The following is a 14,909-nucleotide window of genomic DNA, read 5'->3' on the forward strand; positions in this document are numbered from 1 at the left end:
CATAGTGTCAAGCGCTACAAGGGCTTAATGGACTGGTTGACGACTGTTGACCACAAGAAAATCGCTGTCCTATATTTACTTGGTGGAGGATTGTTTTTTGGGATTGGTGGTATTGAAGCGATTCTCATTCGTCTTCAGTTAATTAAGCCAATGAATAATTTGATAGACGCACAAACATTTAATGAATTAATTACAATGCACGGAACAACGATGATCTTTTTAGGTGTCATGCCAATTGTTTTTGCTCTGATGAATGCTCTTATTCCTCTTCAAATTGGTGCGCGTGATGTAGCATTTCCATTTCTGAATTCTTTAGGTTTCTGGACATTCTTGTTCGGGGGAATTTTATTGAATCTTAGTTGGGTTCTAGGTGGAGCGCCTGATGCAGGTTGGACTTCCTATACACCACTGTCTGGTGCTGAATATAGTACCACACATGGAGTGGATTTCTATACGGTAGGTTTACAGATTGCGGGGTTAGGTACGTTAATTGGGGGTATTAACTTCCTAGCAACTATTATTACAATGAGAGCACCAGGGATGTCGTTTATGCGTATGCCTATGTTTACGTGGACTTCATTCATTACTTCAGCGATGATTTTGTTTGCTTTCCCGGCTATAACAGTTGGTCTCGTATTGTTATCCTTTGACCGGATACTAGGCGCGAACTTCTTCGATGTAGCAGGTGGCGGGAATCCGATCCTTTGGCAACATATATTCTGGATCTTCGGGCATCCGGAAGTTTATATTCTGATATTGCCTGCATTTGGTATCATTTCAGAAATTATACCTACATTCTCACGTAAACGTCTCTTCGGTTATAGTTCGATGGTGTTCGCTACGATTTTGATTGCCTTTTTGGGATTCATGGTCTGGGCGCATCATATGTTTACAACTGGGCTTGGTCCAGTAGCTAACGCTTTATTCTCAATATCTACGATGTTAATTGCTGTTCCGACTGGAATTAAGATCTTTAACTGGTTGTTTACGATGTGGGGAGGTCAAGTGTCCTTTACGACACCTAATCTATTCGCAGTTGGATTTATCCCAACATTTACAATGGGTGGAGTTACGGGTGTGATGCTTGCGTCTGCTCCTGCAGACTTTCAATTCCACGATACGTATTTCGTGGTAGCCCATTTCCACTATGTTATTGTCGGTGGTATGGTATTCGGATTATTCGCAGGACTTCATTATTGGTGGCCTAAGATGTTCGGGCGGATGTTAAGTGAACCACTAGGCAAGTGGACCTTCTGGACCTTTGCAATTGGTTTCCATATGACATTCTTCATTCAGCATTTCCTTGGACTGATTGGAATGCAACGTCGCGTATTCACGTATTTACCGAATCAAGGATTTGATACGATGAATTTTGTCAGTACCATTGGTGCGCTCTTAATGGGTGTGGGTGTGATGATATTCCTAGCGAATATTTACATTACATCGAGAAAACCTATTGGTGTGGCTAATGACCCTTGGAAAGATGGACGTACATTAGAATGGACGATTCCTTCACCTCCACCGGAGTATAACTTTAAACAAATACCACTTGTACGTGGTCTTGATGCTTACTGGAAGGAAAAAGAGGCTGGTAATACGGAGATGACACCTGCCGAGCCAGTAGGACCTATCCATATGCCTTCACCTACTATACTTCCTTTTGTAATGTCTCTTGGGATTTTTATAGCAGGACTTGGTTTCATGTTCAGCAATGAGAAATTCTCTAATTCCTTTATGAGCTTCATATTTAATAACTGGGTTGTGTGTGGATTGGGGCTTCTCATCACGTTCGGATCTATGTTGCTTCGATCTCACTTTGATGATCATGGCTGGCATATTGAACCAGAGGAACTGGAAGAGGAGGGGGTATAAGGATGGCTTCAGCACATGTAGAACAGGTAGACGGCCAATTGCCTCATCATCCTGAGAAGGCAACACTTGAAGGTCGTAATAAGATTCTTGGTTTTTGGCTCTTTCTTGGTGGCGAGGCCGTACTCTTTGGTACTCTTTTCGCAACATTCCTTACATTACGCAATCAGACTAATGATGGTCCATCGGGGTTTGAACTTTTCAGTTTACCGCTGACGGGAGTGGCAACGTTAATCTTACTATTGAGTAGTTTGACAAGTGTGTTTGCCATCCAGGCTATGCATCGTCATAATATAGGCTCACTGAAGAAGTGGTTAATGTTGACTGTGCTGCTGGGACTTGGATTTCTAGTTATTGAAATTTATGAGTTCTATGAGTATATGATGCATAATGATTTCAGTATGACGACAAGTGCATTTAGCTCGGCATTTTACACGTTAGTCGGATTCCACGGTGCTCACGTTATATTTGGAATTTGTTGGATCGCGTTTCTGATAAGACAGTTATACACCAAGGGATTAACCGTTGTAACGGCACCGAAGGTTTATGTGTCAGCTATGTATTGGCACTTTGTCGATGTTGTATGGGTATTTGTCTTTACGGTCGTTTACTTGCTTGGAAAGGTGGGCTAAAGCATGACTGCGGATGAACAGATCAAGCACAAATTGGTTAATCGCCGCCCTCGACACGAGGGGCCTCAGAAACATATTGTAGTGTTTATCTTTTCCATAGTACTGACTCTAATCGCATTTGCAGCAGTAGCCGCAGGAGGAGTAAACAAAGGCTTCACGATTACCTTATTATTGGTAATGGCCGTGTTACAAGTGTTTGTTCAAATGGGATATTGGATGCATTTGAAGGATAAGGGACATCTGTTACCGATTGTGTTTATGCTAGGTGGTTTTTTCGTAGCAGGGACGGCAGTTATTACAGCAATATTCTGGATGTGGTGGTAAGATAAGAAGAGGTGGCTTAAGCCACCTCTTTTTTAAAATATAAGAAGGTATAAGTTATTTGGAGGAATGTCTACTCTAACCTTTATGATATTTAAAAGTCTATCTATTTTTGCAGAGAGTTGCGATGTTAGAGTGACGAACAAAGCTTCGTGATGATGGTAGTGAGGATGAGACAAGAATAGATGCATAAACTGCATTTAATTAGAAGTAAAGGTAGGGAACGAAGGAATTAGTTGTAAAAACCACAGTTAAAAATGGCGATAACGGTGAAAAGTGAGGATTCCAGTAATCTAGATGTACTCCATGCAACTAAATTTAGCTTCAGAGGGATTGGGTTGAATTTAGATGTATTTAATGCAGCTAAATCGAGTCGCGTAATTATGAAATTGATTCTTGATACTCTATTCCTTATATTTCCGCCGAAACGGGTGCCGTCTTTGAAAAAGGACGGCATTGCCGTTTCTACTTGATGAAAGAATGTTGAAGAAACATGTTAAGTTAGGAGGTTATCAGATGTTAGGCTTGGAATACTTTAGTTTTGCTGACTTATGGAGCCCATTGTTCATGGTGTTCATGCTGCTCATATTAGCTGGTTATTTACTTGTGATAGGTCCATTCAGTGAGAAGTTTGCAGCAGGAGAACCGCCAGTCTCGTGGGGTAAGAAGACGATGTTTATTATAGGAATATTTATGCTCTATCTAGCTCAGGGCGGTCCAGTAAGTCTATTAGGTCATATGATGTTCACATTTCATATGTTGACGATGGCTCTTTCGTATTTAGTCGCACCACCGTTAATTATTTTGGGTATGCCCACTTGGCTCTGGCGTGCATTGTTGAGGGTGAATCCATTTCGACGGTTAAGAGTTTTGGCCAATCCAATTGTTGCTGCTGTTCTATTTAATGGTTTGTTCTCCTTCTATCATATTCCGGCTATTCATGATTACGTGATGTTGCATTTTAACGTTCACCGTTTGTATTATATTGTATTGTTCGTGAGTGCTATGCTCATGTGGTGGACGCTATTGAATCCACTACCTGAGAAGATGAAAGGATCAAGTCTTGGTAAAATGGGCTATATCTTTTTGAATATGATATTATTGACTCCAGCATGTGGTTTAATTATCTTCGCAGCTCAGCCTATGTATGCTACATATAGTGACCCAGATATTTGGGCGAAGGCAATGGGATATTGTTTTTCCGGGGATACATCTGTATTGTTAGAGAATTTCGGTGGACCTACATTTTTTAACTTGATGAGTCCGTTGGTTGATCAGCAGGTGGGAGCGATTCTGATGAAGTTTGTGCAGGAGATCACTTTTGTTTCTATGCTAGCTTATATATTCTATCACTGGTATAGGAATGAGAACCGCGAAGATGATGATATATTGCTAAAAAACATTTAGGTATATGCTTCCGATGCAAGTTTTTTCGAAGTATTGCCTGTATGTAACTCAAAAAAACTCAAGTATATGCTTTCGATGCAAGTTTTTCCGAAGTATTGCCTGTGTGTAACTCAAAAAAACTCTTAGGAGGATATTCATGGATTTATATTTCTTGTTACCAACGTTAAGCACCACTTTTATAGTGATCAGTGCAGTATTAGTAGCCATTGGCTGGAATCTTATTATTAAGGGCAAGAAGGAAGCGCATAAGAAGGTTATGATCAGTGCAGCGATTGCAGCATTGTTATTCTTCATTATTTACATGTCCCGTACGATATTCGTAGGTAATACTGAATGGGGTGGCCCAGAGAACCTTCGAGTGTATTATCAAATTTTCTTAATTATGCATATTATTCTTGCTACCGTTGCGGCTGTTTTCGGGCTTACGACGCTGACGCTTGGATTTAAGTCCAAGTTCGCGAAACATCGCAAATGGGGGAAAGTGACATCGATTATGTGGTTCTTCACAGCGATTACAGGTGCCACGGTATATGCTCTCTTGTATCTTCTGTATCCAGGTGGACATACGAAGCCTGTATGGGAAGTCATCCTCGGGATCTAGTACAACAGAATAAATGCTTTATAGGTAAGCTAATGATGAGCATGATGAGAGATCCGTCAGTATAACTGCGGGTCTTTTTTTGTTTGGGAAAAATGTGAAATTAAAGGTTGACGTAGAATGTTACAGACATTATACTGTGTATATTGATATATACAGTGAGCACAGTGATCGGACAATGAATAATAATATTTTTTAAAAGTGAGGCGAAATGATTGAAGATATTAATAAGAGATGCTTGGATGATTTTCAAAAAAGATATAAAAATTGAGAAATACATGTTCATCGTTTCAATAATATTCATGAGTTATATAGGTATAATGGTTAGCACGCTTATAGCGGGGCAATACGAACATCAGAATGAATTAAATCCAATGTCGGATATGCTACTACTTACACTGATTCCGATGCTAGGCTTTTATTACTCAAAGAAGTCATTTAAATATCTCACAGAGGACTCATACACACAGATGTTGATCTATTTACGTACGTTGCCCATCTCTCCTCAAGTCATTATGTGTTATAGGTACATCCAGATGTTCATAGCATTGACGATGAATAGTGTGATTGTGTTCAGTATCATATATGGAGTTAACTATCAAATGAGATCGGAAATGTCTGTAGGAGCTTACATCTGTTTCGCACTAACATGGATTGGATATGGTCTAGCTTTTACAGGGATTTATATTCATCTCGAATTGACATGTAGTGGTAGGAAATATTTCTGGTTAACGATGGTGATCACGGGAGTGACGTTTATTGTAGGAATTATCATTTGGTTATTTGATGGCAACCTGCTGTTATATACGGTGAGAATGAGCCAAGAGTGGGGGATATTATCGCCAGTCATGTGGGGGGCTTTAGTAGTTGGAGTGATAAGCCTGGCTTTAATGGGTAAGTTAACTCTCCGCAGATTACAACACAGAGATCTTCTGTAATTAGTTATATATGAGTTGAGGAGTGAGGTGTGAAAGGTGTGGATACCAATTCAAATTAACGAGAATAGTGCAGAGCCCCTGTATCATCAGATAGAGACTCAACTAAGATCGCTTATCATAAATGGTCAGATCGAGGAGAATACACTTTTGCCATCGATCAGGGAATTTGCCAGCTGGTTAAATTGCAGTGTTATTACTATTCGGAGAGTATATCAGGATCTTGAGGGTGAAGGTCTTCTAAGGACGAAACAAGGAACTGGAACGTTTGTTGCTAAAGTAGGAGTGTCTCAAATGGAAGCATTCAGAAGAGAGTCTGTAGAGGAAGCACTAAATAAAGCTGTTGACATCGGGATATCCGTTCAGTGTAGTGAAGAGGAGATTAAGAGGTTATTTCTAGATATAGTAACGCGTAAATACGATCCTGAGCATGGGAAGGAGTAATCGTTAAATGGAGCAGAGCGTCGTTAATATGGTTGGTGTTAAAAAAAAGCGAAGAAATAAAATGATAGGTCCCCTTAATCTCTCTATTCCACAAGGGTATATCGTTGTTATCGTAGGAGAGAATGGGTCAGGAAAAAGCACGATGATCAATATGCTGATGCAGACGGTGATACCCGATGAAGGAGAGGTCACATGGTTCGGCCAGTCCTATCCTAATGGTATTCCACCTGAGATTAAGCAACAAATAGGATATGTGTCAGAGAAATCTAACGTCGAAGAGGACCATCTTACGGCGGAGGAAGTCGCAGCATTTCGTTCACACTGGTACAAAGGTTGGGATCATGCGTTATTCGAGAAATTAATGATAGGTTTTAATATCCCTCGGAACACCAAGCTAACGAAGATGTCCAAGGGAGAAAGACGGAAGTTGGAAATTGCGGTGGCATTGGCGCCGCGTCCTAAGTTACTGCTGCTAGACGAACCTTCTTCGGGGCTTGACCCTTTTGCTTGGAAGAGAATGATTGATGAACTGCAGGAATATATGCAACAAGGAGATACAACGATTCTATTGTCCACTCATATTGTAGATGAGATTAAGAAACTAGCCGATTTCATTATACTAGTACATCAAGGTCAAGTCCTCGGGATGGTTGAAAAAGATAGTCTTATGGATAACTGGAAGGAAGTATGGATCAGAGGCGATAGCGCGATGGTAGAGAATTTACCAGGAATTGTTCAAGTTGAGCAGGAACCAGCGAATATATTACGAATGATAACAACTGAGTGTAAGAAATTGGAGAATGTTCTACAGGCTTCAGGTATACAATTAGTGAAGACACGAGGGCTGGAGCTTGATGAAATATTAAGTCTATGGATACAAAGAGATGAGGCTGTCGTTGGGCAGTCAGAGAGGGGAGTATAATATGGAAGCTTTGAAGTTGGAGAAAGTGGTTAAGCAATTCGGAGACAAGACGGCAGTGAATGAATTATCTCTTCAAGTTGGGGAGGGCGAAATCTACGGATTGCTAGGGGCCAATGGAGCTGGAAAAACAACGACGATGCGGATGGTCCTAGGACTTATATATCCCGATAATGGAAGTATTATGTACAATGGGAAAGCTCATAGCAATGAGCTCCGACAAATCATGGGTTATTTACCCGAAGAGCGGGGTCTATATCCGAAGATTAAAGTGAGTGACCAACTGACTTATTTAGCTCAGCTCCGGGGCATGGGACGTAAGGATGCAGATAAGAGTCTGCGCTATTGGTTGGAGCGTTTCGAAGTTCCGGACTATTATGATAAAAGAGTTGAAGAGTTATCCAAAGGTAATCAACAGAAGATTGGATTCATCGCGGCTGTCGTACATAAGCCACAGATCCTCATCCTAGATGAAGCATTCAGTGGATTGGATCCGGTCAATGTAGAATTGTTGAAATCAACAGTGAAGGAACTTCGCGATCAAGGTACGAGCATATTATTCTCGACTCACCGTATGGAGCATGTAGAGGAACTATGTAGAAATATTACGATTATGGATCGTTCTAATCCGATTATTCAGGGAAGCCTGAAAGAAATTAAAGGTAGATATCCACGTGAACAAGTAGCGCTTGTAACAACGAGTGAGGTATCTGGACTAAAGGATATTGTTGGAGTAAGTCATGTGGAAATACAAGAGCAAGGGACGTATCTGATCACGATTTCAGATGTTTCTGCTGCACAACAGATTTTGCAGACAGCGATGCAACAAAGTGTTGTCGAGAAATTTGAATTGAAGGAACCGACACTGAATCAAATCTTTATTAAAGAGGTAGGTGAATCTAATGAATAATATAAAAACTGTCATTGGTTTTACATTTCGTAATAAGGTGAAGACGAAGGCTTTTATCATTACCACATTAGTATTAGCTATCATTATGTCTATTGCGATTAATATTCCGTACTTCATTCAGTTGTTTACGGGTGAAGATTTGAAGGAGAATACGGGGACTACACGGGTAGGTCTGGTCTATGGACAGCAGGCTGAATTGGCTGGACAGCTAGAAGACTATTGGAAAGCGCAGAATAATGAAGATTTCACATTTGTGAAATATGATACTGCGGACATGGAAGTTTTACAGAAGGATATTGAAGAGGGAAACATTGAAGGGTATCTACAGTTCGCAGAAGATCAAGCTGGGATATTCCCCGCAGTGACTTATTCTTCGAAGGATGGAGAGTATCTGAATCCAGTTGCTCACGCTGATCTTGTTGGTGCATTGCAGACTGTCAAAACACAAAGTATTGTGAAGGATTCACTCACAACGGAGCAAGTCGCGGAGTTAGGAACTCCAGTGCAGTTTAATACTCAAAGCGTCACTCCAGAGACTTCTACGGATGATAAAACGGTTAAAGAAGATGGACCAGACAATATGTTGAATTTCGCTGTAGTCTATCTCTTGATGATTCTATTCTTCTTCACCACTATGACAACTGGGAATATGATCGCTGCCGAAGTAACAACAGAGAAAAGCTCACGGATTATGGAAATTCTAATTACGAGCGTGTCACCGTTGACTCAAATGTTCGGTAAAATTATCGGAATGTTCCTCGTTGGCTTGACCCAGATTGGAATCTTCGGACTGGTGCTTGTAGCGAACGTACTCATGCCGCAGAATAAACAAATACTGGCAGATTTCGACTTGAATCTATCACAGGTTAGTCTAGACGTATTGATCTATGGATTCATATTCTACGTGTTAGGATACTTCTTATATGCGGTCTTGTTCGCTGCTGTTGGCTCGATCGTTAGCCGTACAGAGGATCTAGGTCAAGCGGTCATGCCAATTACGATGTTATCACTAGCTGCCTTTTATATCGGAACTTTCAGCATTAGTGTTCCTAACTCAATCTTGATGAAAGTATCTTCATTCATCCCGTTCTTCTCACCAACGACGATGATTGTACGGATTGGGATTGGGGAAGTAGCGGCTTGGGAAATATGGTTGTCACTACTCGCGTTAATCATATTCATTCTTTTCTTCGGCTGGTTATCCGCCAAGATCTATCGTACAGGTGTACTCATGTATGGTAAGCGTCCAACGATGAAAGAGATTCGTAAGGCGATGAAGGCTTATAAAATTTAAAAGAATCTAAGGAACTGTTGTGAGTAACGGTTATAGTTGAGTCAAATTACGGGAATAAATGAGACAAATTAGAGAACCTTGGTGGCCAGATTGATTGGTCTATCAAGGTTTTTTTTGCTATTGGCCAAAATACCATGAGTGATAGAATCGAATAATAGACTATAATAATAGAATGGATACGAATCCTGAAGCAAATACATAACGCACGATCAAAGGAGCATTAAGTTAATATGAACTATGATTGTTTAATTGTGGATGACGAGACTGTTCTTGCGGAAGCAACGAGTGAGTACTTTAATATGTTCGAAGTCAAAACGACTTATGTGACTAGCGAAGATGCGTGTGTGCAATTTTTGCGAGAAAATGAAACATCACTGATTCTCCTGGATATCAATCTCGGGGATACATCCGGATTTGATCTATGCAAAAGGCTACGGCAAACAACGCAGATTCCTATTCTGTTTATTAGCGCTCGTTCTAGCGATGATGATATTCTCATTGCACTCAACATAGGCGGGGACGATTATATTCAGAAACCATATACGCTCAGCATATTGCTTGCCAAAGTTAAGGTGGTGCTCAAAAGATATGGCAATAACAGTTCGGCTGAAATTTTGGAGTTTGGCCAGGTCAAAATCGACTGTTTGCTTTGCCGTGTCCGCGTGAATGATATAGAAATCAAACTCAAAACGCTGGAATACAAACTGCTCTGTTATTTGGCAATAAATAAAAACAGGGTGGTTACAAAAGAAGAGCTGTTTAACAATGTGTGGGGTGACTCCATTACTGGTGACGGAACGCTCAATGTCCATATCCGCCATTTGCGTGAAAAAATTGAAGTTAATCCTAACGAACCGCAATATATCAAAACTGTATGGGGAACGGGATATGTCTTAGAGGATGGCAGGATATGAAGGTGAAATGGTTAATCATAATGATTCTTGCTATTTTTATTACAGGCATCGTTTTCTCTACTTTAGTGATCGAGTCTAAGGTGAATACCGACGTGGATGTTGTAACAGTGAATGAAATAGTAAATAAGGTTGAAAACCATTGGGAGCATATCGAACAAGGAGATTACAGTACCATCAAGCTGCAATTTGCCGTTCTTGATAATAGTGGGAAAGTGCTTTACCGAACGTTGGACGGGCCTTCCGCAACTTTAAATGATGCCATTAGAAATAGAAGCACAATCATAGACGTGACAGTAAAGGGCAGCCTCGTAGGTAAGCTTATTATTCAGAATGATTATAAACAAGTTATACAGCATAACAAGGAACAACTTGTAATCGTGATTGTCGCGACATTTTCCACTTTAATGGTGCTGTGTATCCTTTATGTTTTATTTTTGAACCATACCGTATTTAAACCGTTCAACAAGCTGCAAAGTTTTGCTGTTAATGTGGCGCGAGGCAATCTGGATATTCCTTTGAAAATGGACAAGAATAACCCGTTCGGCGCTTTTAGCGAAAGCTTCGACATCATGCGCGAGGAATTAGCTTCAGCACGTCAGAGTGAATATGTAGCGAACCGCAGTAAGAAGGAGCTTGTTGCCAGCTTGAGCCATGATATTAAGACACCGGTTGCCTCCATTAAAGCGGTGAGCGAATTGATGCTTTTGCGGGCTGATGATGAGAAAGTGATCAAGCAGTTAAACACGATTTATTCAAAGGCAGAGCAGATTAATCTGTTGGTGACGGATATGTTCCATGCCACTTTAGAAGAACTTCAGGAATTGAAGGTAACGGTTACGGAGGAATTAAGCGATGTCCTAAAAGGGGTAATTGCAAATGTAAATTTCGATGATCAAATTAGTTATGAGCCTATTCCGGAGTGTATTATTGTAACGGATGTCACACGTCTACAGCAAGTATTTGATAATATTCTGAGCAATTCCTATAAATATGCGGGCACTTCTGTCACGATTGCTTCTCATATCACACATACGCATTTAGAGATTAACATAATGGATTATGGGAATGGCATTCATAAGGATGAACTGCCCTTATTGTTCAATAAATTTTATCGAGGAAATAACGTAGAGGGACAAAGTGGTTCAGGGCTTGGGCTGTTCATATCCAAATATCTCATGCAGAAAATGCTGGGGGATATTGAGTGCCATAACCGAGATGACGGTTTTACCGTTACCCTTAAAATTAAGCTTGCCTAAAAGATTAAGAAACAGTTAAGGATTGGACAAAGATTAACTAAGAATTGCTCTCGTATGATAGGACTGTAATCTTTATTGCAGTCTTATTTGAGTTATAGGTCAGTATAAGTTCTGTTACTTATACTGACCTATAATTCCGGACAAACGCACCTTTCTCCTTCGGAAAGAAGGCGTAGCCGTTTATCCTTGTTTGGCAGGGAATACATACCATTATAAATTCGAATAAAAGGGGTGGTTAAGTTATGGAAAACGGGTTATTAAGAACAGAGAAATTATGTAAAACCTTTTCCAATGGTGGCGTTCAACAGCATGTGCTGAAAAATCTGGATATCAGCCTCATGGAGGGTGATTTTACGGTTATAATGGGCAGCTCAGGTTCGGGGAAATCCACCTTGCTCTATGCGCTTAGTGGTATGGATAAACCGACATTAGGAGAGATCTATTATGAGGAGAGGAATATCTCGAAGTTAAATAACGATCAGCTTGCGATTTTTAGAAGAAATAATTGCGGGTTTGTGTTCCAGCAGGTCTATTTACTGGACAATATGAGCGTACTGGATAATGTGCTTGCGAGCGGTCTGCTGGTGAGTAAAAACAAGCGGGCCATTGTTGAGAAAGCAAAGAATTTGCTGACCCAAGTCGGATTAAATGAAGCTGCATGGAACAAATTCCCCACACAGCTTTCCGGCGGTGAAGCACAGCGCGCAGGTATCGTGCGCGCACTGATCAACAGTCCGAGAGTCGTGTTCGCAGATGAGCCAACAGGTGCCCTCAACTCTGCGGCAAGCGACAGTGTGCTGGATGTTTTAACCGCGGTCAACCAAAATGGACAAAGCATTGTGATGGTCACACATGACATCAAGACGGCTTTGCGCGGGAACAGAGTGCTTTACTTGCGTGATGGCGTTATTTGTGGGGATCTCAAGCTGGATGCTTTCCATTTGGAACACAACCTTGCACGGCATAAGAAGCTTAAAGCCTTTCTCGCCGAAATGGGGTGGTAAGATGAAGATCGGTAATCTTGCCCTAGCTAACATAAAAAAAGCTAAAAGTGCAGCTCTTTCCCTGTTTATTTTGATTTTTATGGCTGGACTGCTGCTCAATGTAGGGATGACGGTTCTCTTCAAAATGAATACCTTTTATGATGATAAGGTTGAAGAATTACATGATCCGCATATAAGCATACTTATGAAAAAAACCGATTACAAACAACCCTATGTGGATTTCATCAAGAGCTATTCTGGTGTAAAAGGAACAGAAATGGAACCGATTATTCTGATGAACGGAGCCAAGTTCCGTTATGGCGATAGCGATTTGAGCAGTGGCGCTGCGCTGCTTAACGCAGATACCAGCCGGGAATTTTCGCCTCTGAAGCTGATTGGGAAGCTGGATACTATCCAAGACAATGATATCTATGTGTCCTATAGCTTTATAGCAAGTGCTGGTTACAAACTAGGGGATACCTTAACAATAACCTATCAGGAGAAGGCTTATATCTATCGTATCGCAGGATTCTTTGAAGTAACCATGCTGGGTACGCCCAGTACAGGCCTAATGAAATTCTTTTTACCGGATGCAGCTTATCGTCAGTTGTCGGATCAGCTGGGTGACACAGCGGGGGGAATCATTTTGTCTGCGGTCCTTAAGGATAGCAAGCAATCGACAAAATTGCTTAATGATTACAATAGGAAATTCTCGGATTCAAGTGGGAATGCGAATTTCCTAATACTCTGGGAGATGGATATTGAAACAGTGAAAAGCATTGGAGCGATTACGATCAAGCTCGTCGCTATGATCCTAGTCGCGTTCTCAGCGGTGATTGTACTTGTCTCCCTGATTGTCATTAAGTTTCGTGTGGAGAACAGTATTGATGATGGCATCGTTAATATTGGAGTCCTCAAAGCGGTGGGCTACACGAGCAGGCAGATTCTCGCCTCCATTATTTTGCAGTTTATGCTCATCACACTTTCTGGAGGTATTCTTGGAGTTGCAGTATCATATGCGATGATTCCCGTATTTGGTGGAATTATCAGTTCATTATCGGGACTGCTGTGGCCCCAGAGCTTCGATGTTGTTATTAATCTTGCTAGTGTTCTCATAGTTGCCCTATTGGTGCTGACAGTGACACTTCTCTCTTCCAGACGCATACGGAAAATTCACCCTGTGGAAGCATTGCGCGGCGGCATTACGACACACAGCTTCAGAAAGAATCCTTTTCCGCTTGAGAAAGCCAAGGGTGGACTCCAATTCTTGCTTGCTTGCAAAACGATAATGATGAACAGTAAGCAGAATATCATGATTGCCTTTATTATCGTCGCCGTTACCTTTGCTTCTGTCTTCTCCGTTGTGCTGTATTACAATGTGGCATTAGATAAGACAGCGTTCATTCATCTGGTAGGCTCAGAGACGTCGAATGTAATGGTTCAGTCTAAATCCGCAACGGATAGTAAAAAGCTACTTGCTGCTATCGAACAAATGGATGACGTAGCAAAGACCGCAATCCTAGATATGATTTCAACGAATCTTGACGGACATAGCATTTATACGAATGTTTCGGATGATTACAGCAAGCTGGAAAACCAAACGGTTTATAAGGGGCGATATCCGCTGTACGACAATGAAATTGCTGTATCCTGGGCGGTAGCCAAACTGCTTCATAAAGACATCGGCGATACCGTTGAGGTGGAAATCGGGGGGGCTTCCTATCCGTATTTAATTACGGGGCTAAGCCAGGCTATAAGCAATTTGGGGCTAGCCTCTTATTTAACACTGCCCGGTATACAGCATTTAATTCCTGACTACACAGCTACTATGATCAATGTTTATCTGAGAGGAATAGATAATACGAGCTTTATCCAAAGCCTCAAAGAGCATTACGGGAGTATGACGGAGTATATTATGGATGTAGATGAGACGATAGAAAGCCAAAGTAGCTTATATATATCAGCTGTTTTTACTATTATGATCATGATTATTGCGATAACGGTGTTGGTTGTCGTACTGATTCTATATCTAGTCATCAAGACGATGATTCTCAAGCGTAAGAGGGAATTTGGGATCTTAAAAGCGACGGGATATACCACTTTCCAGTTGATGATTCAGATTATGCTAAGCTTTGTACCTATTGTAGTAGCGGGTGTCATTATCGGCGGTGTACTTGGCGGTCTATACACCAATTCGATGCTTACGCTGCTGTTCTCTGGTGCCGGCATTCATAATGTACAGTTTATTGTGAAGATTCCGCTTATCGTCATGCTTTGCGTCGGTATTGTTGTGCTAGCTTATTTCGTATCGATGTTAGTGGCATCGAGGATCAAGCGGATAACAGCCTATGTGTTGATTACGGAATAAACCATGCATGGAAGAAAATACGGAATAGGAGCTGAAATCATGGCAGAACATCGTAAAAG

The 14,909-nt window shown here is 41.1% G+C and carries 15 protein-coding genes; all 15 read left to right on the forward strand.

Annotated features, from left to right (window positions below):
- Window positions 1–27: 27 nt before the first annotated feature.
- Window positions 28–1,872 (forward strand): cytochrome c oxidase subunit I, encoded by a 1,845-nt coding sequence (ctaD, locus tag AC1TO8_RS13025; RefSeq protein WP_482056254.1) that lies wholly within the window; start codon window positions 28–30, stop codon window positions 1,870–1,872.
- A 2-nt stretch (window positions 1,873–1,874) separates the two neighbouring features.
- On the forward strand, window positions 1,875–2,501 hold the full coding sequence (locus AC1TO8_RS13030; protein ID WP_482056056.1) for a cytochrome c oxidase subunit 3: 627 nt from the start codon (window positions 1,875–1,877) through the stop codon (window positions 2,499–2,501).
- 3 nt (window positions 2,502–2,504) lie between these two features.
- Complete coding sequence (locus AC1TO8_RS13035; RefSeq protein ID WP_482056057.1) at window positions 2,505–2,825, forward strand: cytochrome C oxidase subunit IV family protein; 321 nt, start codon at window positions 2,505–2,507, stop codon at window positions 2,823–2,825.
- Between the two features lie 254 nt (window positions 2,826–3,079).
- Window positions 3,080–3,295: a hypothetical protein gene (locus tag AC1TO8_RS13040; RefSeq protein ID WP_482056058.1), complete on the forward strand. Its 216-nt coding sequence runs from the start codon at window positions 3,080–3,082 to the stop codon at window positions 3,293–3,295.
- 43 nt (window positions 3,296–3,338) lie between these two features.
- A complete protein-coding gene (ctaG, locus tag AC1TO8_RS13045; protein WP_482056059.1) occupies window positions 3,339–4,229 on the forward strand; it encodes a cytochrome c oxidase assembly factor CtaG in 891 nt (296 codons plus the stop codon).
- Between the two features lie 136 nt (window positions 4,230–4,365).
- Window positions 4,366–4,830 (forward strand): DUF420 domain-containing protein, encoded by a 465-nt coding sequence (locus AC1TO8_RS13050; protein WP_482056060.1) that lies wholly within the window; start codon window positions 4,366–4,368, stop codon window positions 4,828–4,830.
- Window positions 4,831–5,069: 239 nt separating this feature from the next.
- Entirely contained in the window at window positions 5,070–5,765 is a 696-nt protein-coding gene (locus tag AC1TO8_RS13055; RefSeq protein WP_482056061.1) for a hypothetical protein, read from the forward strand.
- 36 nt (window positions 5,766–5,801) lie between these two features.
- On the forward strand, window positions 5,802–6,206 hold the full coding sequence (locus tag AC1TO8_RS13060; protein WP_482056062.1) for a GntR family transcriptional regulator: 405 nt from the start codon (window positions 5,802–5,804) through the stop codon (window positions 6,204–6,206).
- A 7-nt stretch (window positions 6,207–6,213) separates the two neighbouring features.
- Entirely contained in the window at window positions 6,214–7,128 is a 915-nt protein-coding gene (locus AC1TO8_RS13065; RefSeq protein ID WP_482056063.1) for an ABC transporter ATP-binding protein, read from the forward strand.
- A 1-nt stretch (window position 7,129) separates the two neighbouring features.
- On the forward strand, window positions 7,130–8,035 hold the full coding sequence (locus AC1TO8_RS13070; RefSeq protein ID WP_482056064.1) for an ABC transporter ATP-binding protein: 906 nt from the start codon (window positions 7,130–7,132) through the stop codon (window positions 8,033–8,035).
- Window positions 8,028–9,329, forward strand: coding sequence for an ABC transporter permease (locus AC1TO8_RS13075; RefSeq protein ID WP_482056065.1), 1,302 nt, complete (start codon window positions 8,028–8,030; stop codon window positions 9,327–9,329). Before AC1TO8_RS13070 ends, AC1TO8_RS13075 begins: the two co-directional genes overlap by 8 nt.
- A 230-nt stretch (window positions 9,330–9,559) precedes the next feature.
- Window positions 9,560–10,243, forward strand: coding sequence for a response regulator transcription factor (locus tag AC1TO8_RS13080; protein ID WP_482056066.1), 684 nt, complete (start codon window positions 9,560–9,562; stop codon window positions 10,241–10,243).
- Window positions 10,240–11,499, forward strand: coding sequence for a HAMP domain-containing sensor histidine kinase (locus tag AC1TO8_RS13085; RefSeq protein ID WP_482056067.1), 1,260 nt, complete (start codon window positions 10,240–10,242; stop codon window positions 11,497–11,499). Before AC1TO8_RS13080 ends, AC1TO8_RS13085 begins: the two co-directional genes overlap by 4 nt.
- A gap of 242 nt (window positions 11,500–11,741) precedes the next feature.
- On the forward strand, window positions 11,742–12,503 hold the full coding sequence (locus AC1TO8_RS13090) for an ABC transporter ATP-binding protein (protein ID WP_482056068.1): 762 nt from the start codon (window positions 11,742–11,744) through the stop codon (window positions 12,501–12,503).
- A gap of 1 nt (window position 12,504) precedes the next feature.
- Window positions 12,505–14,850: an ABC transporter permease gene (locus tag AC1TO8_RS13095; protein WP_482056069.1), complete on the forward strand. Its 2,346-nt coding sequence runs from the start codon at window positions 12,505–12,507 to the stop codon at window positions 14,848–14,850.
- Window positions 14,851–14,909: the final 59 nt, after the last annotated feature.

The sequence above is a fragment of the Paenibacillus sp. Y859 genome (genome assembly GCF_056786405.1).